Raw genomic sequence first — 22,948 nt, forward strand, 5'->3', positions numbered from 1 at the left:
CTCCTGGCAGTGATCGATCAGCGGGTGCCGCAGATCAGCGCGGCGACCTCCGGCGTGATGAAACTGAAGCAGGCGTACAGCGCCAGCCAGACGAACAGCAGGAAGTGCCAATAGCGCGCGCACAACGCGACCCGCCACGCGGTGTCGACGATGTCCGGCGGGCGGCGCAGCGCCGCGCGCAATGCGACCAGCAGGCCGGCGAGGCCGCCGACGACGTGCAGCGCGTGCAATGCGGTCAGCACATAGAAGAAGCTGCCAGCCGGATTGCCCTGCAGCGAGACCTGGCGCTCGAGCAGGGCCTGCCAGGCCCACCACTGGACGACGATGAAGGCCAGCGCGCAGGCGCCGCCGGCGAGCAGCGGCCAGCGCAGATCGACGCCGCGCGCGGCGAGGCCGGCGGCGCGTTGCATCCAGATGCTGCCGCCGACCAGCCATGCGGTGCTGAGCCACAGCTGCCACGGCATCACGATCGCGGTGGCGTCGAAATTGGCCATCCGCATCACATAGGCGGCGATGAACAACGAAAACAACGCGGTTGCGACGCCGATGAAGACCCACAAGCCGAGGCTCTGGCTGAAACCGGGCTGCATCCTGCGGGCCCGCGCCTCGCGGGCGCGGGCGGCGGCGTCGATCGCCGGGTTGTGCATCGTGTCGCTGCGCATCATGAGCCGGCCCGCCCGGCGCCGCCGATGTGTTCCTGCTCCGGCTCGGCGCCGCCCTCCGACGCCGGCGCATTCTGCGGCACGAAATCCTGCGCCGCACCCGGCACGCTGTAGGCGTAGGCCCAGCGGTGCACGACCGGCAGCTTCGGCCCCCAGTTGCCGTGCGCCGGCGGCGTCTGCGGCGTCATCCATTCGAGCGATGTCGCGCGCCACGGATTCGGATCGGCCGGCTTGCCCTTGAACGCGCTCCAGACCAGGTTCCAGACATAGATCAGCTGGGCCACCCCGACGATCAGCGCGACCACCGTGATGAAGACATTCAGCGAATGCGCCGACGCCGGTATGAATTCATAGCCGTCGAAGTTGTAGTAGCGCCGCGGCATTCCGAGCACACCGAGGTAGTGCATCGGGAAATAGATCAGGTAGGTGCCGATGAAGGTGATCCAGAAATGCAGGTGGCCGAGCCGGTCGTCGAGCATGCGACCGGTGACCTTCGGAAACCAGTGGTAGATCGCGCCAAAGACGACCAGCAGCGGCGCGACGCCCATCACCATGTGGAAGTGGGCGACGACAAAATAGGTGCCGGACAATGGGATGTCGACGCTGACGTTGCCGAGGAAGAGGCCGGTCAAACCGCCCGACAGAAAGGTCAGGATGAAGGCGAGCGTGAACAGCATCGGCACCGTCAGGTGGATGTCGCCTCGCCACAGCGTCAACACCCAGTTGTAGACCTTGATCGCGGTCGGTACCGCGATGATCAGCGTGCTGGTTGCGAAGAAGAAGCCGAACCACGGGTTCATGCCGCTGACGAACATGTGGTGCGCCCAGACGACGAAGCTGAGCGCGCCGATCACGACGATCGCCCAGACCATCATCCGGTAGCCGAAGATCGCCTTGCGCGCGTGCACGCACAGCAGGTCGGAGACGATGCCGAAGGCCGGCAACGCGACGATATAGACCTCTGGGTGGCCGAAGAACCAGAACAGATGCTGGAACAGCAGCGGGCTGCCGCCCTTGTAGTCGGCGAGCTGGCCCATCGAGATCAGCGCCGGCATGAAGAAGCTGGTACCCAGCGTCTTGTCGAGCAGCATCATCACGCCGCTGACGAACAGCGCCGGGAAGGCCAGCAGTGCGAGGATGGTCGCGGTGAAGATGCCCCACACCGACAGCGGCATGCGCATCAGCGTCATGCCTTCGCAGCGCGCCTGCAGCACCGTTGTCACATAGTTCAGGCCGCCCATCGTCGTTGCGACGATGAAGATCAGCAGCGAGACCAGCATCAGCACGATGCCGCCGTCGAAGCCCGGCGTGCCGGGCAGGATCGCCTGCGGCGGATACAGCGTCCAGCCGGCGCCGGTCGGCCCGCCGGGAACGAAGAAGCTGATCATCAGCACGATCACCGACAGCAGATAGACCCAGAAGCTCAACATGTTCATGTACGGAAAGACCATGTCGCGCGAGCCGATCATCAGCGGGATCAGGTAGTTGCCGAAGCCGCCGAGGAACAGTGCGGTCAGCAGGTAGATCACCATGATCATCCCGTGCATCGTCACCGCCTGGTAATAGCGCTCGGCATTGATGAACTCGAACACGCCCGGAAAACCGAGCTGCAGCCGCATCACGTTCGACAGGAAGACGCCGACCAGGCCGACCAGGATCGCGACGCTCGCGTACTGCACCGCGATGACCTTGTGGTCCTGGCTCCAGACGTACTTGGTGATGAACGTCGTCGGCGCGTCGTGCGCGTCGCCGTGGTCATCGGCATGGACATAAGACATCGGCTTTCCCCGTTGTGCTCGTCGCTGCTCAAACCAGCCCGCCCGGCTCGTGGCCGGCGCGGCCTACTGCGCCTTGATGTAGGCAGCCAAGGCGTCCACTTCTTCGTCGGTCAACTCGGTCTTCGGCATGATCGGTGAATAACCCTTGATGACGCGCGCCGCCGGATCGGCGATTTCGCGCTTCAGCGCCGCATCGTCGATCACCATCGTCGAGCCGTCGGCCAGCGTTTCGGTCTTGCCAAACAGGCCTTTCCAGGTCGGCCCGACACCGGCAGAACCATCGATGCTGTGGCAGCCGATGCAGCCCTTGGTCTGCGCCAGCGTCTTGCCGAGCGCGACCGGGTCGCCACCGGCGCCGGCCGCCATCGCAGTGCCGAGCGACTGCGTCGCAGCGAAGGTCGGCTGCTTCTGCAACCAGGCCATGTAGGTCGCCTCGTCCTCGACGACAACGACGCCGCGCATGTTCGCGTGGCCGGTGCCGCACAGCTGCGCGCACATCGCTTCGTAGCGGCCGACCTTGGTCGGCGTGAACCAGAAGCTGCTGACCTGGCCCGGCACGATGTTCATCCGCGCGCGCATCGGCGGCACGAAGAAATCGTGCAGCACGTCGTGGGATCGCGCGATCACCTTGACCGGCTTGTTGACCGGCAGGTGCACCTCGTTGGCAAGGATCACGATGTTGTCGGCCGTTGCCGGATCGTCGGGGTCGAGCCCGAGCGGATTGGAGCCACTGACGAAGCGCGCATCGCTGCCGCCGAGCTTGCCGGACTCGCCGGGCAGCCGGTACCGCCATTGCCATTGCGACGCAACCACCTCGAGGACCGTCGCATCGTCGGGCGGCGTCACAAACTTCGCGTAGACGACGAGGCCCGGCGCCAGCAGCGCGACGATGCCCACCGTCGTGACGCCGATCAGCCAGCGCTCGAGGCGCTTGTTTTCAGGCTGGTAGGAGGCCTTCTGCGGCCGGTCCGCGCGATGGCGGAACTTGACCAGCGTATAGACGACGAACAGGTTGATGACGACGAAAAACAGGCCGGTGATCAGCAGCGTGATCGTCAGCGTGTCGTCCATCGACTTCCAGTTCGACGCCAGTTCGGTCGTCCACCACGGCGTGACGATGTGGAAGATCACCGAACCGATGACGATGACGACGAGGACGATTGCCATGACCATGGGACATGCTCCTCAGGCCGTGGCCCGTGTCGTCGATCAGCGGTTGCCGGATGCGGGCTGCGGCCGGCTCAGTTTCCAGTACAGGAAGGATGCGGACATTCCGAACACCAGGTGTCCGACGAAGGTCGACCAGCCGCGCAGTTCGACGAACCACGGGAAGACCTGCGACAACAGGAAGAAATTGACGAGGTAGATCACTGTGCCGAACGCCGCGCCGATTGCCTGCATCACGCCGGGGCTCTGTTCCCAGTGGAAGCCGGAAATCAGGATGCCGACCATCACGCCGGAGAACAGCCCGAGCACGTAATGGATCAGCAAGGCCACCGTGACGATGCCGACGCTGAAACCGGTGGCCTCGAGCACGCCGCTGCCCATCACGATCGCCGCGACCATGCGCATCGTTCCCCAGGTGCCGGTATCGCCGAGCGACGCCGCCCAGGCCAGTTCGAGAACCATCAGGACCGCGCTGGCTGCAAAGCCGGCCACCAGGGCGGCGGGCCAGTCGGGGGCACGCCAGCTCCAGTAGTGGGGGTGCATTTGCATTTCCATCACGGACTCCTCAAGTGAACCGGCGCGCAGGGTGCGCGCCGGTGTTGCATCAGGATCACGGGAAGGCCGGCATGTCCGGCTCGACACCCTCCAGGCGCGCCTCCGGGTGCGACACCTTCAGCAGTTCCTCGATCTCGACGACCCGCGAACGCGGCACGTCGACCATCAGCAGGATCTGGCCCTGCTCGATCGCGCCTTCGAAGCGCTTCAGGCGCACGCTCGGTGTCGAGATGCCGATCATGCTCGATGCCCACGCGCCGAAGCCACCGCCGAAGATCGCGAGCAGCGCCGCGATGCCCCACTGCGGATCTTCACCGACGACCGGGAAGAAGACCGCGGCGAGCGCGCCGACCACCGCGCCGGTGGCCGCGCCGATCGTCAACCCGTACTGCGCCGAACGGATCACGTCGGTGGTCTGCAGGATGTTGGCTTCGTGGAGCTTGCCGAGATCGGTGCCGTCTCGGGCCAGGAAATGAATGTGATTGACACTGACCTGGGCCAGAAGCAGGTCATTCATCGTCTTGCGGGCACTGTCCAGATCGGGCAGCAACCAGTAGATGCGCTTGCTCATTTCGGCTCCTCACTGCATCGCCGAAAGCCGGCGCTTACGTGAATCTTCAATAAATTTATACACCTATGCCTGTCGGTCCGCAATAAGCCCGGACCCATGCGCCGCACAACGACAAGCGGCGCGGCACCCCGGGTGCCGCGCGCAACGCCGTTGCCGGCGCGGTTGAAAATCGATTGCTGACCGGTCACCCGCCGACAAAATCGCGCGGCTGGATGTGGATGGCGAGCGTGGTGCCCAACGGTGCTTCGCTCGGCGATGTGCCGCGGAAATCGTTGTAGGTCGAGCTCTTCGCTGCGATCAGCGCCTGCCAATGCGGCAATGCCATTTCGGCAACGACATCGGCACGGCTCAGTGAGCCCATCTTGTGCAGCATCGCGCCCGAGAAGCTGCCATAGGCTTCGGTGGCACTGAAGGCGCCGACCGCTTCGGGCGTGCGAACAATCTCGGCGCGGATCTCGGCGCGCTGCAGCGACGTCACGGGAACCTCGACGCGCGAGGCCTCGACGGCAAGCGCATTGGTCGCAACGAATCCGAATGCCAAGCCGGCAACAATGGTCTTGGTGTTCATGATGAACTCCTTTCAGAACGGTCCGGAGAGCCGGATCACTGGCTGCAATCCGTTTTCTGTGCAGCCGTATCCTTTCGTCGCCTCGGCGCCGCCGAACTGACCGCATCAACCGCACAATGAATGACACCACCCGCCGCGATAGGCTGAGACATTCGATGCTGCAGCGGCGCGAACTGCTTCTCGCGGCCTGCACCGCGCCGCTGGCTGGCCTGGTGCCGGGTCACGCTGCTGCGGCCACCGCAGCGAGCGGGCGGCCGATTCCACCGAGCGGCGAACGGCTGCCGCTGGTCGGCCTGGGCAGTTGGATCACCTTCAATGTCGGCAATGACCGCGAGGCGCTGCTGCGCTGCACCGAGGTGATGAAGGCCTTTTTTGCAGCCGGCGGCGCGATGATCGACTCATCGCCGATGTATGGATCGTCACAGTCGACGATCGGTTTTGCCCTGGACAGACTCGGTTTGCCGCAACAGCTGTTTTCGGCCGAGAAGGTCTGGGTCGGCGATGGCGAACGCGGCGCCCGGCAGATCGAGGCCTCACGTGCCTTCTGGGGCGTGCCGCGCTTCGATCTGATGCAGGTGCACAACCTGCTCGCCTGGCAGCAGCACCTGCCGCGGCTGTTTGCGATGAAGGCGGCCGGCCAGTTGCGCTATGTCGGCATCACGACCTCGCACGGCCGCCGGCACGATGAGCTCGAATCGGTGATGCGCAAGCAGCCGATCGATTTTGTTCAGCTGACCTACAACCCGGTCGACCGCGAGGTCGAGCGCCGCTTGTTGCCGATCGCCGCCGAGCGTGGCATTGCGGTGATCGTCAACCGCCCGTTCCAGCAGGGCGCGTTGCTCGACCAGCTGCAACGCCACCGGTTGCCGGCCTGGGCCGGTGACATCGATTGCCGCAGCTGGGCGCAGCTGGTGCTGAAGTTCATCGTCGCCCACCCGGCAGTGACCTGTGTGATCCCGGCAACGCGCCAGCCGCCGCACGTGATCGAGAACATGGCGGCCGCTGGCGGCAGGATGCCGGACGCCGCGACGCGAAGACGCATCGTCGACCTGATCGCCAGCCTGTGAGGTCGGATTGAGCGAATGGTGGACCTATCGCCCGGCCGACTTCCTGATGTTCGCGCCGGACATCTACTGGCGTCTGTTCGAGGACCTGAACCGGGCCTGCTGGCCGCTGCAGCCGCTGGCCGTCATTGCCGGGATGACCTGGCTGCTGAGCTGCCTGCGCAATGCCGGGCAACAGACCGACCGATCGATGCGGCTGGCGTTCTTCGTCGTCGGCGCTGCCTGGGCCTGGGCCGGTTGGGCCTTTCTGTGGCAACGCTTTGCGCCGATCAACTGGATTGCCGGCAGCGCGGCGGCATTGTTTGTCTTGCAGGCGCTGCTGCTGGCTGCCAACGCGGCGTGGGCAAGCCGGCCGCGCGTCGCCAGCGGACCACGGCTGTGGATCGGCCTCGGGCTGGGTTTTTGGGCACTGCTCGGCCATCCGCTGCTCGGACTGGTGGCTGGCCGTCCGCTGTGGCAGGCTGAAGTGTTCGGCTTCGCGCCGGATCCGACCGCGATCGGCACGATCGCGCTGCTGCTGCTGGCCAACCCGGAACAGCGATTGCAGCGCGTGCTGGCGTGGCTGGCCTGGCCGATACCGCTCGCCTGGTGCCTGGCGAGCGCCGCGATGTTCTGGGCGATGGGCTCGGCGCAGGGTTGGCTGATGCTGGCAGCGGCCGGTCTGCCGCTTGCCGCCGCGGCAAGCGCTTCGTACAACAGTCGGCCCGCGACGGCGCAGCCGCTGCGTCGGCGCTGATGCCTTCGCTTACAGTGCAGACCCCTCCGCGACTCGGCCAGCACCATGACCTTCCAGATGAGTCTCCAGTTTGTCCACTCGGCGGTGGCGATGAGGCGCCATTTCGGCCACGCGCTGCTGGCGTTGCTGGCCGCCCCGACGCTGGCGCTGGCAGCCGACAACCGGCCGGTGCTGCTCGGCATCGACGGCGAATTCGGGCTCACGAACAGCACCTCGGCACAAGCCGTCGAGCTCGGCGTCCGCCTTGCAATCACCGAAATCAATGAAGCCGGCGGCGTGCTCGGCGGCCGTCCGCTGCAGATCGTCACCAAGGACCACCGCTCGATACCGGCCCGCGGCATACGCAACATCAAGGAATTCGCCGAGATGCCCGAACTGGTCGCCGTTTTCGGCGGCCGTTTCAGCCCGGTGGTGATCGAGCAGCTGCCGGTGCTGAAGCAGACCGGCCTGATTTTCCTCGCCGTCTGGTCGGCGGCCGACGCGATCGTCGACAACGGAAGCGAGCCGAATCCTGTCTTCCGGCTGTCGCTGCGCGACGGCCTGGCGATGCCGTTCATGTTGCGCACCGCCGAGCAGCGCGGCCTGAAAAAGGTCGGCCTGCTGCTGACGAATACGGTCTGGGGGCGCAGCAACCTCGCGGCGGTCGAGCGCTATCTGCGCGACCGCGACTCGCCGAAGGTCGTCGCCACCGCCTGGTACAACTGGCAGGAGCAGTCGCTGATCGCCCAGTATTCGAAGCTGCTGCAGGCCGGTGCGCAGGTGGTCGTGCTGGTTGCCAACGACGACGAAGCCGCGGTCCTGGTGCGCGAAATGGCCGCATTGCCGGCAGCGCAGCGGGTGCCGGTGATCAGCCATTGGGGCGTCACCGGCGGGCGCTTCGTCAACGAGGCCGGGTCGGCCTTGCAGCAGGTCGATTTTTCGGTGATCCAGACCTTCAGCTTCTTCAATGCGCGCAAGCCGGCACTCGACCGCTTTATGGTGACCGCGGCGCGCGCCGGCATCAAGCGCATCGAGGACATTGAAAGCCCGGTCGGCGTCGCGCACGCCTACGACATGACCCACCTGCTGGCAAAGGCGATCAGCTTGGCCGGGTCGACCAATCGGGCGGCGGTTCGCGACGCGCTCGAGAAACTGCCGGCCCACGATGGTCTGATCAAGCGGTATGCGCCACCGTTCACGCCATCGCGGCACGAGGCCCTGGGACCGCAGGAACTGCTGATGGTCCGCTACCGAAGCGACGGCGCGCTGGTGCCGGCAGACAAGTGAAGCCCGGGCTGCTGGCACGCTGGCGATCGGCCAGCATGGCGCACCGCTTTGCGCTGGCCGCCGCCGGGCTGGCGGCAGCGGCGGTGCTGCTGATTTCGCTGGCTTCGTGGTGGCTGATTCACCTCGCGCAACAGAAATCGCTGCAGCAACTGGCGGCCACCCAGCGCCAGTTCAGGGCCGAGACGGTCGGCAACGACCTCGAGGCACTCGCCGACCGGATGGCCGAAGTCGCCGGCAGCACGATCCTTGCGACCGGCCTGGTCGACAGCGCCGGCCGCGAAACCTATCTGGCGCCGTTTCTGGCCGGCATTCGCCAGATCAACGGCGTGCCGGTCGAGGTGTTGTTCACCGATTTCGAAGGCAAGGAAATTGCGAGCAACGGCGCGGCCCGTTTCAGCGAGCAGCAACTCGCCTGGCTGCGCGGCGAGCTCGAGGCCGGACGCAGCAGTGCGGCGATTTTTGGCAACGACAGCAAGTCGTCGGAACTGGTGGCACTCGCACCATTGCGATACGCCCGCACCAGTTCTCCAGAAGGCGCGCTGTTCTACAGGATCAGGCTGAATGACCTGCAGCGCGACGACGGCCTGGTGCTCGAATGGGGCGCCGCAGCAGACGGCGCGTCCAGCGAGGTGACCGGGCGGGTACCGGTGCCCGAGGTCTTCGACAAGCTGGGCTTTCGCATCAGCAGCCGGACACCGCCGGCGACCCGCCTGGCCGACGTCGCACCGCATTACCTGGCGATCCTGCTGATTGCGGCCTTCGTATTCGGCGCGGTCGTGCTCGCCGGCGCCAAGGTCGCGAAAGTGGTCACACGCGACCTCGAACGCCTGCAGGATTTTTCGAGCCGCTTCGCCGGCAGCGGCAGCGGCCGTCACAAACGCGCCGCCGAAAGCGGCAGCCGCGAGGTGGCCAGCGTCGCCTCATCGATCAACAGGATGCTCGATCGCCTCGACGAGCAGCATTCGGCGCTGCTGCTCGAACGCGAGAAGCTGAGCCAGCTGACCGAGGCGCTGCGGGTGGCCGACCGCCGCAAGGACGACTTTCTCGCGATGCTCGCCCACGAACTGCGCAATCCGCTTGCGCCGATCATGACTGGTGCGGAGTTGCTGAAACGCGCACCCGATCCCGATCCGCGCGTGCTGCGCACCAGCGAGATCATCGCGCGACAGGCCCGCCACATGCGCGAGATCCTCGACGACCTGCTCGACATGTCGCGTGTCACGCGCGGCCAGATCACGCTCGACATCGCGGTCCACGAGTTTGCCGGCATCGTCGCGATGGCGGTCGAACAGGTCAGGCCGCTGATCGAGGAGAACCGCCATTCGCTGCAGTGCGATATCCCCGATAAACCGATGTTCGTGCGCGGCGACCGTGCCCGGCTGATCCAGATCTTCAGCAACCTGCTGACCAATGCAGCCAAATATACGCCGCCCGGCGGCTCGATCGCAGTGCGGGTCGAGCCGGGAGAAAGCGGCGTCAGCACCGTCGTGCAGGACAACGGCGACGGCATCCCGGCCGAGCTGATGCCGGAGATCTTCCAGCTGTTCACGCAGGGTGCGCGCAGCGCAGACCGCAAGCAGGGTGGGCTCGGGCTCGGCCTGGCGCTGGTCAAGCGGCTGGTCGCATTGCACGGCGGCAACATCGAGGTCGAAAGCGGCGGCACCGGCAAGGGCGCGGCATTCACGGTGCTGCTGCCGCTGCAGCAGCCGGAGACGACGGTGCCGGTTGCACCGGCACCTGCAGCGGCGCAGCACGGCGGCGGCCTGCGCGTGATGGTCGTCGACGACAACGCCGACGCCGCCGAGAGCCTGGCTGCGGTGCTTGAACTGCATGGCCACAGCATCAGCATCGCGCACGACGGCGCAGCGGCGCTGCAACTGCTCGAGGACATCGAAGTCGACGTCTTCCTGCTCGATATCGGCCTGCCGGGTCTGACCGGCTACGAACTGGCACAGGCCTTGCGCGCCCGGCGGCAAACGCGCACCGCGCGGCTGATCGCGATCACCGGTTACGGCCAGCCGGACGACAAGGACAAGGCAGCCGCCGCCGGCTTCGACCAGCATCTGGTCAAGCCGATCGATACTGCGGAGCTGCTGGCGCTGCTGCGCACCGTCGTCCCGCCGCAGGTCGAACCGGTCTGATCGGCGGTGCCGGCGCGTCCACCGCTGGCGCCGCCAGCGCGTTGAAGCTTCGCCCGGGCGCTGCGCATCACGATGCCGCGCAGCGACGGCGCCTTCCTCCAACCCTTCATTGCGAAAGCCGTTCATGAACAAACCCCTGATCAACGTCGCATGCGCAGCCGTTGCGCTGTTTGCCGGCCAGGCCTTTGCCGCCGACTGCGCGAGCCAGGCCGCCGAGAAAAAGCTCGCTGGCGCGGCGAAGACCAGCTTTCTGAAGAAGTGCGAACGAGATGCCGCGCCGCCGGCCAACGAGGCCTGCCTGAAAACCGCTGCCGAGAAGAAGCTGGCCGGTGCGGCGAAGACCAGTTTCATGAAGAAATGCGAAAAGGACGCGGCCGCGCCGAAGGGCTGAGCAGCGCCGCCTGAGCAGCTGCCGGGCCGGAGAATCACCGCCGGCCCGCCGACTTTCACCGGCCGACGTCGCGCCTGTGCAACATCGCGAGCGGCGCCGCAAATGCCGCTTGGCGATGTTGCAGAATCGTTTGCATGCACCTCGCCTGCCAGAGGTGCAGGGGCACCCTCGCAATAACGCCGTGCGGGGCCGCGCGGCGGAGAACACACCATGTTGGCAGGCTTCCGGCTGTTCGTTCTGGTCTTCGTGCTTGCAGGCGCAGCAGCGCAGGCCCAGGCAACGCCGTCCGTTCTGCCCGAACGCAGCCCGCTGCAGGAACCGCGCTTCATGACGATCGGCGCCGGATCGATTCCGCGCGATGTCGTCGCAACGCTGGCGCAAGACCGCGCCGGGCTGATCTGGATCGCCACCGGCGACGGCCTGGTGCGTTTCGACGGCTACCGTTTCCGGCCGCAGGAGCGCGAATCGAGCAACCCCGCCCGGCGCAATCTCGGCTGGATCCGTGCAATGCTGCCGGCACGCGATGGGCGGCTGTGGATAGGCACCGAAAACAACGGCCTGGTCGGCTACGACCCGGTCACCGAGCAGGTCAGCGATTTCGGCCTTGGCGAAAATGCCGGCGAGGGCGCCGACCGCGGCGTGCTGCCGACGGTGCGTGCACTCGCCGAGGGAGCGGATGGCCGGATCTGGGTTGGCAGCATCGGCGGCGGCGTCGACCGCTTCGATCCCGCGACGTCGAGCTTCACCCGCTTCCGCAACTCCGGCCAGCCCGGCAGCCTGCCCGATGACCGCGTGCAGGCGCTGCTGGTCGACCGGCGCGGCACCTTGTGGGTCGGCACCTGGCATGGACTGTCGCGGCTGACTGCCGGCAGCAGCCATTTCGAGCCGGTCGCGCCGGCCCTGGCTGGCGAGCAGGTGCAGGCGCTGCACGAGGCGACAGACGGGCGGATCTGGGTCGGCACGCAACAGGGCACGGTCGCGATCGTCGACCCGGCCACCGGGGATGCCACGCCACTGGGCAACAGTGGGGCATCGCGCCGGGCCGGCGTGACCAGCTTTGTCGAGGCCGCCGGCGGCGAGACCTGGGTCGGCACGCTGGCCGGCATCGACATCTTCGACAGTGCGTTGCGGCTGCTGCTGCAGCTTCGCCACGACATCAGCAAACCGACCGGGCTGGCCGGCAACGAGGTGACGACGCTGGTGCGTGACCACGCCGGCTGGATCTGGGTCGGCGGTTTCGGGCTCGGGCTGCAGCGGCACAACCCGAACAATCGCAGCATCTGGATCCGCGGCGCCGATGCGACGCCTGGCAGCCGGCTCGACGGGCCCAGCGTGCGCAGTCTGCTGCAGCTCGACAACGGCGAGATCTGGGCCGCTTCGCACCGCGGCGGCATCGCGGTGATGGACAACGACCTGCGCGTGATCGGCGAGGTCGTGCCGCAGGCCAATGGCAGCGCCGCTCGTATTGCGGCGATGGCGCAGACCCGCGATGGTTCGGTCTGGCTCGGCGCCGAGACAACGATCTACCAGTACAGCCGCAATCGCCAGCTGATGCGTGTGATGCAAACGGGACTGGCGGCCTGCCGCACGATGCTGGCCGGCAGCGACGGCAGCTTGTGGATCGCCACTGAGGACGGCCTCTATCGGCTGGAACCCGGCGCTGCTGCGCCGCAACGGGTGGCGACGCGGGCCGGCACGCCGCCGTTGAACGGTGCGGTCCATGCCGTTATCGAAGCGGCCGACGGCGGCATCTGGGTCGGCACGGCGCAGGGGCTCTTTCACCTGCCCGCCGGCAACAACGAACTGATCGCCGTCAGTTCGCCGCCGGGAGCCGGCCTCGGCTATCCGAGCATCGCCGGCATGCTGGTCGACCAGCAGCACACCCTGTGGGTCGATACCGGCATCGCCGGACTGCACCGGATGACCACGTGGGATGGCCAGCAGGCCAGCTTCGACCGCGTCAGCGAGCGCCACGGCATCGTCAACCGGCCATTCGGCGCCAATCTGCTGGCCGACCAGCGCGGCCGCATCTGGACCCAGCGCCATCTCTACGATCCGGTCAGCGATCGACTCAGCGACCTGACCGCTGTCGACGGTGCGGACCTGGGCACCGGATGGTTCGGCTCGTATGTGCAGACCGCCGACGGCCGGATGCTGTTCGGCGGCAGCAAGGGCGTGATGGTGGTCAGGCCGGAATCCTTCGATGTCTCGGACTATGCGCCACCGCTGCTGATCACCGAGCTGCGCATCAACGGCAATCGCCAGCCGGCCGGCCAGCTGGCGCGCGGCCTGCAGGTGACGCCGCAGCAGCGCAGCTTCAGCATCGAATTTGCCGCGCTCGATTACAGCGACCCGGCGCGCATTCGTTATGCCTACCGGCTCGAAGGATTCGACCCGGACTGGATCAATACCGGCCCTGGCAACCGCATCGCCAGCTACGGCAACCTCGATCCGGGCAGCTATCTGCTGCGGATCCGGGCGACCAACCGCAGCGGCGTCTGGAACGACACTGAACTGGCAATCGACGTCGAAGTGCTGCCGGCCTGGTGGCAGCAATGGTGGTTCCGGCTGCTCGCCGGATTGCTGCTGCTGGCGCTGCTGGCCGCAGTGGTGCACTGGCGGACGCGGCGGCTGAAGGCGAACCAGCTGGCGCTCGAATCGAAGGTCGAGAAGCGCACCGCGGAACTGCGGCTGCTGACGATGGCGCTGCAGGAGGCCAGCCTGACCGATCCGCTGACCGGCCTGCGCAACCGCCGCTTTCTCGAACTGAACATCGCCGCCGACGCCGCGCAGGCGGTGCGGGCGCGTGAAGGCCGGCGACAGCCTCCTCGCTCGGCCGACGGCGAAGCCGATGTCGACCTGATCTTCTACATGTTCGACATCGACCATTTCAAGGCCGTCAATGACCGCCACGGCCACGCCGCCGGCGATGCGGTGATCATGCAGACCAGCAACCGGTTGAAGGCGGTATTCCGCGAGTCCGACCACCTGGTGCGCTGGGGCGGCGAGGAATTTCTCGTCGTCGCCCGCAATACGACGCGCGCCAATGCGGCCGAACTGGCCGAACGCGCCCGCGCGGCGATTGCCGACGAACCCTTCGTGCTCGACGACGGGATCCGGCTGTCGAAAACCTGCTCGGTCGGTTTTGCCTGTTTTCCGCTGTCCGAGCAGCAGCCGCTGGCACTTGACTGGGAGACCGTGATCGACATTGCCGACGCCTGCCTGTATGCCGTCAAGCGGGCCGGCCGGAACGGCTGGCTCGGCGCGCTGCGCATCCGCGCCGGCTCGGCCGCGACCGCACCGAAGCAGGCACGCGGCCCGCTTGTCGACTGGGTGCGCAGTGGCGACCTGCAGACCGTCGCGGCGCAATCCCTCGGCGACTGGACCAGCGCGGCGCAGCCTTAGTGCAGTGTTCCACGCTATTCGGCACATAAGACCGCGTCTTTGGCCCCGTGGCGTCGTTGCAAATCCTCGCGATACCCACCGGTATCGCTGCGGTTTGCGCCTAGCCACAGAACCAAATCCATCGGTCTTCTTAAGTGCCTCACAGCGTCGAACACTGCACGCTGCGCCGGATTGGAGAGCCCGCACCAGCTTTTTTGCGGCCACGGCGCGGGATCGGCCGGATTGCCGGGGTACAAACCGGTTCTCGATCACCGCAGGAGCTGTCGATGTACCACGTCCATCCGCGCGGCGCCGCGGGCCACTGAGCCGCCGATGCGCCAGCTCAGCGCACGGCAGGCGGCCTGCCTCGACGCCGACACCAACCACAGCAATGCCAATGTCAGCCTGCTGCACATCTTCGATCAGGCGACGGCGCCGGGCGGCGTGGTGCGCTTCAAGGCGATCCTGGCGCAGATCGAGCGGCGGCTGCACGGCCTGCCGCTGTTCCGGCAGCGGCTGCAGCCGGTGCCACTCGGGCTGGACCGGCCCTATTGGGTCGACGATGCGCATTTCGACGTCGAATACCACGTCCGCCACATCGCATTGCCGAAGCCGGGTGACTGGCGCCAGTTCTGCATCCAGGCCTCGCGGCTGCACGCCCGCCCGCTCGACCTCGGCCGGCCGCTGTGGGAGGCCTATGTCATCGAAGGGCTGGACAGCTTTCGCGATCTGCCGGCCGGCAGTTTTGCGCTGCTCGTCAAGACCCACCTGGCAGCGCTTGGCCTGGGCCAGATCGCCGAACTGAGCGAGGGGCTGCTCGAGGCCAGCGCGACGCCCGAGGCGGCGCCACCACGCGAACCATGGATGGCCAGGCCGGTGCCGGGACAGCTGGCGCTGGCCAGCCGCGGCGTCTGGCAGTCGGCGCATTCGCCGCTGCGGCTGGCCCGGCCGCTGGTCAAGCTGGCTCGCCAGGCGGCGCCGGCGGCGCTGGCGCTGGCCGGTGAAATCCTGCGTCATCCGCCGGATCTGCCGGTGACCCGCTTCACCTCGGTGGTGTCGCCGCACCGCGTCTTCGAGACCCGCCGCTTTGCCGAGGCCGATTTCCAGCGCATCGCGCGGCTGGTGCGCGGCGCCACTGTCGACGATGTCGTGTTGGCGGTCTGCGGTGATGCGCTGCGCCGTTATCTGCTGCTGCAGCATGAATTGCCGGCCGAACACGAGCTGGTGGCCCACCTGCCCGATCCCGGCGATGCGAGCGGCGCATCGTGGCGCCAGGTCGCCCTCGGCACGACACTGGCCGAGCCGGTGCAGCGACTGCGGGCGATTCGCGCGCAACGGCTGCCCGGTTCACCATCGGCGGCGCTGTCCAGCGACCGGCCGCCGCAGGCCACCTGCAGCATCAGCCTGCTGCCGGCGCCGGCACAGGCGCTGTTCCTCTGCGGCGCGCAGTTGAGTTATTTTTCAGCGATCCTGCCGATCGAGGACGGCATGGGCCTGTCGTTTGCGGTGACGCGTCACGACGGCAAGCTGGTGATTTCGCCAACCAGCTGCCGTGAACTGCTGCCCGACCCGGAAGTGCTCGCCGGCTGCCTTCGGCAAGCTTTCGAGGCACTGCTGGCGGCGGCGCGCACGCCGCGCGCCGGCAACCGACGCGGCAGCGTCAAACCGGCAGCTTCGCGTGCGTCAGCATCCGGTAAAACGCCCCGGAAGCGCCGCCCGGCTTGAACGGCGTCCATCCGCCTTCGGGTTGGGCCAGCCGATCGCCAACGATCGCCAGCACCATCGGATTGAAGCCGAGGCCGATGTGGCTGCCGGCGACCCGGATATTTTCGCAATGCGCCGGGTCGCCATCGATCGTCGCCTCCTGCGGCGGCACGATGCCGTCGCTGATCGAATACAGGCAGCTGATCGGCACCGGCGGCAATTCGCGTTGCCGCAGTTTGCGGATCCGCGGCTGCATCGCATGCACCGCAGGCCCCATCGGATGGGCAAACATCCGGTACAGCGCTTTCACCAGCGGCGAGGCCTTGCTGCCGTGTTCGTCGACGCTGACCGGGCTGCCGAGCGTGATCACCTGACGCACGCAATCGGTCGCCTGCAGCGCGCCGATCATCGCGAACACACCACCGAGGCTCCAGCCAACCAGGCTGACCTTGCGGCCGGTGCGGTGGTGCAGGTGGCGGATCTGCTGGACCAGTGCATCGACGTGGCGCGGCTGCAGGCCGACATTGCGGCCGAGCCCCCAGCTCGCGACGTCGTAGCCGCGGCCACGCAGAAAGCGCTTCAATGCGACCAGCGTGCTTTCGTCGGCCATGAAGCCGGGCAGCAGCAATACCGGATGGCCGTCGCCGCGGGGAATACCCTTCATCAACGGCCAGCTGAGCGGCAACAGCGCAATTTCGCCAAGCGCACGCAACTCGAGCAGCGAATGCAGCCCGTGTGGTGAACCGGTATGTGAGTGACGCTTTGCCATGCAGCAGCGCGGAGTCCTGAAGACCCCATTGTCGGCGTCCAGGACGGCGAAAAACCGGGACCTGTCCCCAAAATGGCCGGAACTTTGAGCTGCGGCCTGCCCAGCGCCGCTGCTGATCAAACGTAGCAAGGGCCTTCGATCAGCGGATGTTCGTCGATGAAGGCCTGGTCGATCGTCAGGCCGATGCCGATGCCTTCGTGCGGCGTGACGCAGCCATTGGCATCGAGCCGGTAGGGCAACTTGTCGGCCAGCAGGTCGCGGAACGGGTTCAGCGATGTCACGTCGCCTTCGAAATAGCCGGGGTTGTCGACCGCACAGAGAAAATGGATCGTCGTCGACATGTTGATCGCAGTCGCCGAGGTGTGCGGATTCACGGTCAGCTTGTGTGCACTGGCCATTGCGGCGATGCGCATCGATTCGGTGATGCCACCGGTCTTCGACAGATCCGGCTGCACGAACGACACGTCGCCGTCATCGAGCAGCGTCGCGAATTCGAAACGCGTGTAGTGGTTTTCGCCGGCGGCCAGCGGCACGCGGCCGAGTTTCGCCGCTGCCGCATAGGCACGGCGGTCCATCGGCGGAAACGGTTCCTCCAGCCAGCCGACCGCGCATTCCTCGTATGCCGGCATCACCTTGCGCACGTCGTCGACGGTGTAGTTGGTATTCGCATCGACCAGGATCGTGATCTGGTCGCCAACCGCGCTGCGAACCGCGCGCACCCGCGCAATGTCCTTTTCCGCGGTATCGCCGACGCGCAGTTTCAGCGCCCGGTAGCCGTCGCCGACATGGCGCAGCGCTTCTTCGGCCAGCAGAGCCGGCTCCTGCCAGCCGAGTGCGATACCGCCGGCATAGGCCTTGACAGGTTTTGCCGAGCCACCGAGCAGCCGGTACAGCGGCATCTGTGCATCCTGGCAGCGGATATCCCACAACGCGATGTCGAGGCCGCTCAGCGCCAGCGCTGCCGCTGCGCCCATGCCGTGGCTCGCGATCTGCATCCTGAACACCTTCGCCCAGACGCCGGCGACATCGCGCGCATCGAAGCCGATCACCAGCTCGCGCATCGTCGTGTCGATCAGCCTGGCGATCGCGCCGGGACAGCGGCCATGGTGCGCCTCGCCCCAGCCGACATGGCCGTCGTCGGTTTCGACACGCACCAGCACCGCGTCGCGCTTGACGCTGCGGCCGATGCCGAGCGTGACCGACTTGTCGGCCGGAACGGGAAACGAAATCGGCACGGCGCGGATATCGGCGATTTTCATGGCTTGCCTTTGTGGTGAAGGGTTCAGTGGGGCTGCTTGTCAGCGGCAAAGACTTCGGGGTTGACGACATTCGACGGCTGCTCGCCGCGCAACAGCGCGAGCAGGCTGTCGACACTGCCGCGGCTCATGCCGGCCATGCTCGTGTCGGTGATGCCGGCGACATGCGGCGTCAGCAACAGGTTCGGGCAGTCGAAGATCGGCTCGTCGCCGGTCAGCGGCTGCCTGTCGTGCACGTCGAGCGCCGCACCGCCGAGCCGCCCGGCGCGCAAGGCGTCGAGCAGCGCCACGGTATCGACGACCGGGCCGCGCGAGACATTGATCAGCACGGCGCCGGGTTTCATCAGCGCCAGCGTCGCGGCATCGACCAGCCCGCGGGTCTGCTCATTCAGCGGGCAGCACAACACGACGATGTCGGCTTCGCTGAACAGCCTCGTCTTGTCGGCCGCCTCGATGCCGGCCGGCACGGCTTCGGGTCGCCGCGTCAGACCCAGCACCCGCATGCCGAGCGCGCCGACGACGGAGCCGAGCCGCGCGCCGATCGCGCCGACACCGACGATGCCGCACACCGCTGCGCCGAGTTCGCTGCTGCGGTCGGCAAGTGGCCGAGCGGCCGCCCAGCCGTCGCTGCGCAGACGGGCGTCGAGAGTTGCCAGCCGCCGCTTGAAATGAAACATCGCGGCAACGCAATATTCGACAACCGCGGTGGTATTCGATCCCGGCAGGTTGGCCACCGGAATGCCGCGCGCGGTCGCCGCCTCGACCGGAATCATGTCGAGGCCGACGCCATGGCGCACCACCGCACGCAACCGCGGCGCGGCATCGAAGATGTCCGGCGGCAGCATGCTGCGCACGATCAGCCCGTCGACATCGGCAATCAAGCGTTTCAGCGTCGCCGCATTCGTATCCGGTGCGACGATCACCTCGCAAGCGGCTTCGAGCTGCGGCAACAAAGCCGGATGGATGGCATTGGTCAGCAGCACCCGCGGCCGTCGGTCGCGCAGATCATTCGACAAAGGGAACTCCCGCTTCGATCGGATTGACGAGCCGGCCAATGCCTTCGACTTCCACGCTGATCGTCGTCCCGGGCCGTAGCCAGGCCGGCGGCTCGTGCATCGCGGCGACACCGGCCGGCGTGCCGGTGGCGATCACGTCGCCGGGCTCGAGCGGATAGCGGTACGACAGCCAGGAGATCAGCTCGGGAATGCGAAACAGCATCGTCGCGGTGCTGCCGTCCTGCAGCTTGCGCCCGTCGATGTCGAGACGGATGCCGAGCCGGTGCGGGTCGGCGATCTCGTCGGCGCTGACCAGCCACGGCCCGAGCGGCGAGCTTGCCGGCAGATTCTTGCCGCGCACGAAATTGCCACCATCGGCCTTGATCAGCGCACTGCCGCTGACATCGTTGTGCGCGGTATAGCCGGCGATGATGCCCATCACTTGCCCGGGCTCGATGCGCAGTGCGCGGCGGCCGATGACCACCGCCAGTTCGCCTTCGTAACCGACGTTGCCCGCATCGGGTGGCAACCGGATCGGCTCGCCGGGGCCGACGACGGTCTTGCCCGAGCGGAAGAAGGTCACCGGCTCGGCCGGATGCGCCATGCCGCGCTCGGCCAGCGCATCGGTGAAATTGAATGCCGCGCCGAGGATCTTGCCGGGCTGCAGCGGCGCGAGCAGCTGCAGCCCGGCCAGCGGACGCAGTGCCGCGGCATCGATCTCGGCAGCACGGATGCGCTGTACGAAGCCGTCGAGGCCGCGCTCGACCATCGCCAGCAGCGACGGCGCGCAGCCATCGAGCAATGCCGTGCAGGATCGGTGCGACAGGTCGATGACCTGGTCGCCTCGGATCGCACCGGCGACCGGCGCGCCGTCATCGCCGCGGAAAGTGACAAAACGCATGCGTGCTCCTGTGTTCGCTCAGCCGATGCGGTAACGGTCGAGCACGCTGCGGTCGATCTCGATGCCCAGGCCGGCGCCGGTCGGGATCTGCACCTTGCCGCGATGCTGAACGATCGGCTCCTTCGCAAGCAGGTCGCGGAACGGGTTTTCGCATTGCTCGAATTCGAACATCGGCGGCATCGGCCGAAAGCTCGGCGGCTGGTCCGGCAGCGCGGCGAGGAAATGCAGCGTCGCGGCGACACCAATCACCGAGCCCCAGGCATGCGGCACGCATTCGACACCGTGCGCGGCGGCCAGCGTCGCGATCTTGCGGCACTCGCTGATGCCGCCGGCGGCACAGACATCGGGCTGGATGATGTCCATCGCCTTGCGCACGACCAGGTCGCGAAAGCCCCATCGCGTCATCTCGTTCTCGCCGCCGGCCACCGCCATGTCGAGCGCACGCGTGACCTCGACATAACCGTCGACATCCTCCGGCGAGATCGGCTCCTCGAACCATTCGATGTCGAGCTTCTCGAGTTCACGGCCGATGCGGATCGCCTGCGGCACCGTCATGCAATGGTTGGCATCGACCATCAGCCGCACGTCCGGGCCGATCGCGTCGCGCACCGCCGCGACGCGGCGGATGTCGAGTTTCGGATCGCCGAGGCCGATCTTCATCTTGACCGCGGTGAAGCCTTCCTCGACATAGCCCTGCGCCTCCTCGACGGCCTCCTCGATCAGCCGGTCCATGTCGATGAAATAGAGGCCCGTTGCATAACAGGTGACCTCGCTGCGGAAGGCGCCGCCGATCAGCTTGTGGATCGGCTTGCCGCAGGCCTTGCCGACGATGTCCCACAACGCGATGTCGATGCCGCTGAGCGCTGCCGCTGCCATGCCCTTGCCGCCGTAGTCCTTGATCCGGTTGTAGAGATCCTCCCAGATGACTTCGACGTCGAAGGCGTCGCGGCCGATGATGCGTGGCGCGAACTGCGTCTCGATATAGGCCTTCGCAACGGCTGACGGCCCATAACATTCGCCCCAACCGACGATGCCGTCGGCGGTCTCGATCTCGACGATGCACGAGCCGCGCGTCTTGTACAGCCAGCCGCGCGACGAGGTGAACGGCCGCTCGACCGGTGCAGCGACGGCGTGGCAGGTGACTTTCTTGATCGTTGAAGGATTCATCGCGCTGCTCACTTCTTCTCGGCGACGAAAATCTGCTTGCCGGCGGTGCCGAGCGACTTCTCGACCGCAGCGATCTCGCGGCCGAGCGCCGCGCCGGTCAGGTCGTCGACGAGTGCGCCGCCCTGCTCGGCGACGGCCTTGAATTTCGCGCTCTGGATCGCGCCACGGAACAACGCGGTCAGCTTCTCCGCCACTGCCGGCGGCAGATTGGCCGGCGCGACGATGTAGGCCATCTGCACCAGCGGGCCGTGGGGGAAGACATTCAGCCCCTTTTCCTTGAAGGTCGGCACATCGGGCATCACCTGCAGCCGCGTTTCAGCGAAAACGCCGATCGGCTTGACCAGGTTGCCGTCGATCGCCGGCTTGCTTTCGCCGGGTTTCAGCACTGCCGCATCGATCTGCTTGCCGGCGACATCGGTCAGCACCTTTGAGCCCCCGGTATAAGGCACCGCGATGATCTCCGCACCGGCGACCCGGCCGGTCATCACCGCGAAGATGTGGTTCAGGTTGTTGCTGCCCGGCGTGCCGATCGAGACCTTGCCGCTGTTCTTCTTCGTGTGGGCGATGAAGGCGTCGAGCGTGCCATGCGGGCTGCCGGCCGGCACCAGCAGCACCAGCGGGTCGGTGGTGACGCGGGCGATCGGCGTGAAATGTTCGCTTTTCAGCGGGGTCAGGCCCTGCGCGATCAGCGCCAGCGTCGAGCTGGTGCCCATGCCGACGGTATAGCCGTCGGGCTCCGCCGAGGCGACTTTCTGCATGCCGATCGAGCCGGTCGCGCCGGCCACGTTCTCGACGATCACCCGCACGCCCTGCTCGGCAAGGATGCTGGCCATCGTGCGCGCCGCGATGTCGTTCGATCCGCCGGCATTCCACGGCACGATGAAACGGATGTCTTTCGCCGGGAAGTCCGCGGCCACCGCCGGGGAGGAAGCGACAGCAAAGGCAGCGGCTGCGAGTACCGCAGGGAACAGTTTTTTGACGACTTGCATGGTGGCTCCTTGGATCGGCGGATTGGGGTTGCCTGGTGGCATTTGATGTTTGTTATAACAAACGACACGTATCATGCATCCATGCTGCTATCCTGTCAACAGAAATTGCTGCCGGCGACGCCGCGTGGTCCGTCCACGATCGCCGCAGCGGGAGAAGATGATGAATCGTGATGCCGCAGTCCAGGGTTTGCAGCCGGTCGAGCGTGAGCCGTTGTGGGATCAGGTCTACGGCCAGCTGCGCGATGCGCTGTTTGCCGGCAAGTTCGAACCCGGCAGCCGGCTGGTGCTGCGCGACCTCGCCGAAATGCTCGGCACCTCGATCACGCCGGTGCGCGATGCGGTGGCCAGGCTCGTTGCCAACGGCACGCTCGAACGCGGCCCGCGCAACACCGCGCTGGTGCCCGATGTCGGCGCGGTCGACATGCGCCACCTGATCATCGTGCGCAGCGAACTCGAAGGCCGCGCGGCCCGCGAAGCCGCTTTGCGCTCGGACGAAGCCGGCATCGCGCTGCTGAAGCACCGGCTGGTGCAGATGCGCGAGCTGATCGCTGCGCGCGAACTCGATGCCTATCTGGACCTGCATCGCCAGTTCCATTTCGGCATCTACGAGATGGCTGGCATCCCGATCCTGCGCGAGATGATCGAGAGTCTGTGGCTGCGCTGCGGACCTGCGCTGTCGTTCGTGATCCCGGACTATGTGCGGCTGCTCAAAGGCACCGACCACCACATGAAGCTGATCGATGCACTGGCGCGGCACGATGCCGATGCCGCCGAACAGGCGATCGTCGCCGACATCGAGGAGGCCGGTCAGTACCTGGTGGGCCTGGCCGACGCGCACGGGCGGATCCGGCGGCCGGCACGACTCGTCGCCTGAAGGCGCCGGC

General features: G+C 66.8%; 20 protein-coding genes. 8 read left to right on the forward strand and 12 right to left on the reverse strand.

The genetic code is table 11. From position 1 onward, the window contains the following. Nucleotides 1-17 precede the first annotated feature (17 nt). The 6 genes from ACNH6H_RS11955 to ACNH6H_RS11980 all read right to left on the reverse strand — a co-directional run bounded on the left by ACNH6H_RS11955 (nucleotide 18) and on the right by ACNH6H_RS11980 (nucleotide 5,301). Nucleotides 18-665, reverse strand: coding sequence for a cytochrome c oxidase subunit 3 (locus ACNH6H_RS11955; RefSeq protein ID WP_418317931.1), 648 nt, complete (start codon nucleotides 663-665; stop codon nucleotides 18-20). Next, entirely contained in the window at nucleotides 662-2,440 is a 1,779-nt protein-coding gene (locus ACNH6H_RS11960) for a cytochrome c oxidase subunit I (protein WP_418317933.1), read from the reverse strand. Before ACNH6H_RS11960 ends, ACNH6H_RS11955 begins: the two co-directional genes overlap by 4 nt. Nucleotides 2,441-2,503: 63 nt before the next feature. Next, complete coding sequence (locus ACNH6H_RS11965) at nucleotides 2,504-3,613, reverse strand: c-type cytochrome (protein ID WP_418317934.1); 1,110 nt, start codon at nucleotides 3,611-3,613, stop codon at nucleotides 2,504-2,506. Between the two features lie 36 nt (nucleotides 3,614-3,649). Further along, nucleotides 3,650-4,162 (reverse strand): hypothetical protein, encoded by a 513-nt coding sequence (locus ACNH6H_RS11970; RefSeq protein WP_418317936.1) that lies wholly within the window; start codon nucleotides 4,160-4,162, stop codon nucleotides 3,650-3,652. A gap of 55 nt (nucleotides 4,163-4,217) precedes the next feature. Next, nucleotides 4,218-4,733, reverse strand: coding sequence for a DUF1269 domain-containing protein (locus ACNH6H_RS11975; protein WP_418317937.1), 516 nt, complete (start codon nucleotides 4,731-4,733; stop codon nucleotides 4,218-4,220). A 184-nt stretch (nucleotides 4,734-4,917) separates the two neighbouring features. Continuing rightward, entirely contained in the window at nucleotides 4,918-5,301 is a 384-nt protein-coding gene (locus ACNH6H_RS11980) for a hypothetical protein (protein ID WP_418317939.1), read from the reverse strand. Nucleotides 5,302-5,417: 116 nt separating this feature from the next. On the opposite strand from ACNH6H_RS11980, the gene ACNH6H_RS11985 reads away from it, so the two are divergent. The 7 genes from ACNH6H_RS11985 (at nucleotide 5,418) to ACNH6H_RS12015 (ending at nucleotide 16,008) form a co-directional block, all read left to right on the forward strand. Continuing rightward, entirely contained in the window at nucleotides 5,418-6,368 is a 951-nt protein-coding gene (locus tag ACNH6H_RS11985; RefSeq protein ID WP_418317940.1) for an aldo/keto reductase, read from the forward strand. Between the two features lie 7 nt (nucleotides 6,369-6,375). Further along, nucleotides 6,376-7,101, forward strand: coding sequence for a DUF6064 family protein (locus tag ACNH6H_RS11990; protein WP_418317942.1), 726 nt, complete (start codon nucleotides 6,376-6,378; stop codon nucleotides 7,099-7,101). Nucleotides 7,102-7,158: 57 nt separating this feature from the next. Further along, nucleotides 7,159-8,367 (forward strand): ABC transporter substrate-binding protein, encoded by a 1,209-nt coding sequence (locus ACNH6H_RS11995; protein ID WP_418317943.1) that lies wholly within the window; start codon nucleotides 7,159-7,161, stop codon nucleotides 8,365-8,367. After that, nucleotides 8,364-10,508, forward strand: a complete 2,145-nt coding sequence (locus ACNH6H_RS12000; protein WP_418317945.1) for an ATP-binding protein — start codon at nucleotides 8,364-8,366, stop codon at nucleotides 10,506-10,508. The genes ACNH6H_RS11995 and ACNH6H_RS12000 overlap by 4 nt, the downstream gene beginning before the upstream one ends. A gap of 124 nt (nucleotides 10,509-10,632) precedes the next feature. Next, complete coding sequence (locus tag ACNH6H_RS12005) at nucleotides 10,633-10,899, forward strand: hypothetical protein (RefSeq protein WP_418317946.1); 267 nt, start codon at nucleotides 10,633-10,635, stop codon at nucleotides 10,897-10,899. Between the two features lie 210 nt (nucleotides 10,900-11,109). Beyond that, entirely contained in the window at nucleotides 11,110-14,304 is a 3,195-nt protein-coding gene (locus tag ACNH6H_RS12010; protein WP_418317948.1) for a two-component regulator propeller domain-containing protein, read from the forward strand. A gap of 312 nt (nucleotides 14,305-14,616) precedes the next feature. After that, complete coding sequence (locus ACNH6H_RS12015) at nucleotides 14,617-16,008, forward strand: wax ester/triacylglycerol synthase domain-containing protein (protein WP_418317950.1); 1,392 nt, start codon at nucleotides 14,617-14,619, stop codon at nucleotides 16,006-16,008. Here the strand turns inward: ACNH6H_RS12015 and ACNH6H_RS12020 are convergent. From ACNH6H_RS12020 to ACNH6H_RS12045, 6 genes are all read right to left on the reverse strand, one after another. Continuing rightward, the gene (locus tag ACNH6H_RS12020) at nucleotides 15,944-16,756 is read right to left on the reverse strand and encodes an esterase/lipase family protein (RefSeq protein WP_418317952.1); all 813 of its coding nucleotides are present in this window, start codon (nucleotides 16,754-16,756) and stop codon (nucleotides 15,944-15,946) included. The genes ACNH6H_RS12015 and ACNH6H_RS12020 overlap by 65 nt on opposite strands. 116 nt (nucleotides 16,757-16,872) lie before the next feature. Then, nucleotides 16,873-18,015, reverse strand: coding sequence for a mandelate racemase/muconate lactonizing enzyme family protein (locus ACNH6H_RS12025; RefSeq protein WP_418317954.1), 1,143 nt, complete (start codon nucleotides 18,013-18,015; stop codon nucleotides 16,873-16,875). Between the two features lie 23 nt (nucleotides 18,016-18,038). Further along, entirely contained in the window at nucleotides 18,039-19,028 is a 990-nt protein-coding gene (locus ACNH6H_RS12030; protein WP_418317956.1) for an NAD(P)-dependent oxidoreductase, read from the reverse strand. Further along, nucleotides 19,018-19,908, reverse strand: a complete 891-nt coding sequence (locus ACNH6H_RS12035) for a fumarylacetoacetate hydrolase family protein (protein WP_418317958.1) — start codon at nucleotides 19,906-19,908, stop codon at nucleotides 19,018-19,020. The genes ACNH6H_RS12030 and ACNH6H_RS12035 overlap by 11 nt, the downstream gene beginning before the upstream one ends. An 18-nt stretch (nucleotides 19,909-19,926) precedes the next feature. Then, complete coding sequence (locus tag ACNH6H_RS12040) at nucleotides 19,927-21,075, reverse strand: mandelate racemase/muconate lactonizing enzyme family protein (RefSeq protein ID WP_418317960.1); 1,149 nt, start codon at nucleotides 21,073-21,075, stop codon at nucleotides 19,927-19,929. A gap of 8 nt (nucleotides 21,076-21,083) precedes the next feature. Beyond that, nucleotides 21,084-22,064: a tripartite tricarboxylate transporter substrate binding protein gene (locus ACNH6H_RS12045; protein WP_418317961.1), complete on the reverse strand. Its 981-nt coding sequence runs from the start codon at nucleotides 22,062-22,064 to the stop codon at nucleotides 21,084-21,086. 160 nt (nucleotides 22,065-22,224) lie between these two features. Between ACNH6H_RS12045 and ACNH6H_RS12050 the strand changes: the two genes are divergently transcribed. Then, complete coding sequence (locus tag ACNH6H_RS12050; protein ID WP_418317963.1) at nucleotides 22,225-22,938, forward strand: GntR family transcriptional regulator; 714 nt, start codon at nucleotides 22,225-22,227, stop codon at nucleotides 22,936-22,938. Nucleotides 22,939-22,948 lie beyond the last annotated feature (10 nt).

It is taken from the genome of Pseudideonella sakaiensis, from assembly GCF_048320135.1.
In the GTDB taxonomy this organism is placed as follows: Bacteria; Pseudomonadota; Gammaproteobacteria; order Burkholderiales; family Burkholderiaceae_C; genus Ideonella_A; species Ideonella_A sakaiensis_A.

What these genes read in the sequence shown, in the direction of transcription:
- ACNH6H_RS11955 (WP_418317931.1), bottom strand. Translation starts at nt 665, where the DNA reads ATGATGCGCAGCGACACGATGCACAACCCGGCGATCGACGCCGCCGCC.
- ACNH6H_RS11960 (WP_418317933.1), bottom strand. Translation starts at nt 2,440, where the DNA reads ATGTCTTATGTCCATGCCGATGACCACGGCGACGCGCACGACGCGCCG.
- ACNH6H_RS11965 (WP_418317934.1), bottom strand. Translation starts at nt 3,613, where the DNA reads ATGGTCATGGCAATCGTCCTCGTCGTCATCGTCATCGGTTCGGTGATC.
- ACNH6H_RS11970 (WP_418317936.1), bottom strand. Translation starts at nt 4,162, where the DNA reads ATGGAAATGCAAATGCACCCCCACTACTGGAGCTGGCGTGCCCCCGAC.
- ACNH6H_RS11975 (WP_418317937.1), bottom strand. Translation starts at nt 4,733, where the DNA reads ATGAGCAAGCGCATCTACTGGTTGCTGCCCGATCTGGACAGTGCCCGC.
- ACNH6H_RS11980 (WP_418317939.1), bottom strand. Translation starts at nt 5,301, where the DNA reads ATGAACACCAAGACCATTGTTGCCGGCTTGGCATTCGGATTCGTTGCG.
- ACNH6H_RS11985 (WP_418317940.1), top strand. Translation starts at nt 5,418, where the DNA reads ATGAATGACACCACCCGCCGCGATAGGCTGAGACATTCGATGCTGCAG.
- ACNH6H_RS11995 (WP_418317943.1), top strand. Translation starts at nt 7,159, where the DNA reads ATGAGTCTCCAGTTTGTCCACTCGGCGGTGGCGATGAGGCGCCATTTC.
- ACNH6H_RS12005 (WP_418317946.1), top strand. Translation starts at nt 10,633, where the DNA reads ATGAACAAACCCCTGATCAACGTCGCATGCGCAGCCGTTGCGCTGTTT.
- ACNH6H_RS12010 (WP_418317948.1), top strand. Translation starts at nt 11,110, where the DNA reads ATGTTGGCAGGCTTCCGGCTGTTCGTTCTGGTCTTCGTGCTTGCAGGC.
- ACNH6H_RS12015 (WP_418317950.1), top strand. Translation starts at nt 14,617, where the DNA reads ATGCGCCAGCTCAGCGCACGGCAGGCGGCCTGCCTCGACGCCGACACC.
- ACNH6H_RS12020 (WP_418317952.1), bottom strand. Translation starts at nt 16,756, where the DNA reads ATGGCAAAGCGTCACTCACATACCGGTTCACCACACGGGCTGCATTCG.
- ACNH6H_RS12025 (WP_418317954.1), bottom strand. Translation starts at nt 18,015, where the DNA reads ATGAAAATCGCCGATATCCGCGCCGTGCCGATTTCGTTTCCCGTTCCG.
- ACNH6H_RS12035 (WP_418317958.1), bottom strand. Translation starts at nt 19,908, where the DNA reads ATGCGTTTTGTCACTTTCCGCGGCGATGACGGCGCGCCGGTCGCCGGT.
- ACNH6H_RS12040 (WP_418317960.1), bottom strand. Translation starts at nt 21,075, where the DNA reads ATGAATCCTTCAACGATCAAGAAAGTCACCTGCCACGCCGTCGCTGCA.
- ACNH6H_RS12045 (WP_418317961.1), bottom strand. Translation starts at nt 22,064, where the DNA reads ATGCAAGTCGTCAAAAAACTGTTCCCTGCGGTACTCGCAGCCGCTGCC.
- ACNH6H_RS12050 (WP_418317963.1), top strand. Translation starts at nt 22,225, where the DNA reads ATGAATCGTGATGCCGCAGTCCAGGGTTTGCAGCCGGTCGAGCGTGAG.